A 671-nucleotide genomic window follows, 5' to 3' on the forward strand; every position below is an offset into this window, starting at 1 on the left:
CAACGGCCCGGGGCCGGGTGCCCCGTTTCGCCCACCGTCGGGTCAGCTTCGTTTTCTGGCCGATCCGCGCCTCGTCAGACCACCAGATTTCGATATCTTTTCCGGGATGTCTGGACCTGATCGCCGCCATGACACCGGGGAACTCTTTTTAAAAATGTCCTGGGCTTCTGTATCCTGGCGATAGTGCCGTGGCCGGGCTGTCAGCAGGCGGAACCCCTCGCGGCGTATGATCTGACCCAGACGCGTTTCCGACAGGCTGACGCCATAGGTCTCATGCAGCCACCCGCAGAGATCACACAGTCGCCAGCGGACAACACCATGCACCGCAGGGATGGGTCTTTCTTCGAGCCGGGTTTTCAGGGCAGACAGCATCTCCTGTGTCAGGCGGGCTTTCTGTCCCCCGCCATGACGATCCACAAGGCCATCCGGGCCATCCGCATTGAAACGCAGCACCCAGTCACGGATACTCTGACGGTCTGTCCCCGCAAGCAGGGCCGCCTCGCCGCGCGAGGCGCCATCATAAATCGCCGCAAGCGCCAACAGGCGACGCGACTGACCCGCATGCCGGCTTCTGCGCGCAAGGCGTCGCAACTCCGAACTATCATGATCGTCACGCAGGGATAGAGGGCTGCCCATCCAGAATGCCTCCTTCAGAGAATGGTCTGCATCCT

At 61.8% G+C, this 671-nt stretch carries 1 pseudogene; it reads right to left on the minus strand.

The features are described from left to right. Window positions 1-636, minus strand: a pseudogene (locus tag GXY01S_RS17825) (IS630 family transposase); the annotation flags it as partial. Window positions 637-671: the final 35 nt, after the last annotated feature.

The organism is Komagataeibacter xylinus NBRC 15237 (assembly GCF_001571345.1).
Classification (GTDB): domain Bacteria; phylum Pseudomonadota; class Alphaproteobacteria; order Acetobacterales; family Acetobacteraceae; genus Komagataeibacter; species Komagataeibacter xylinus.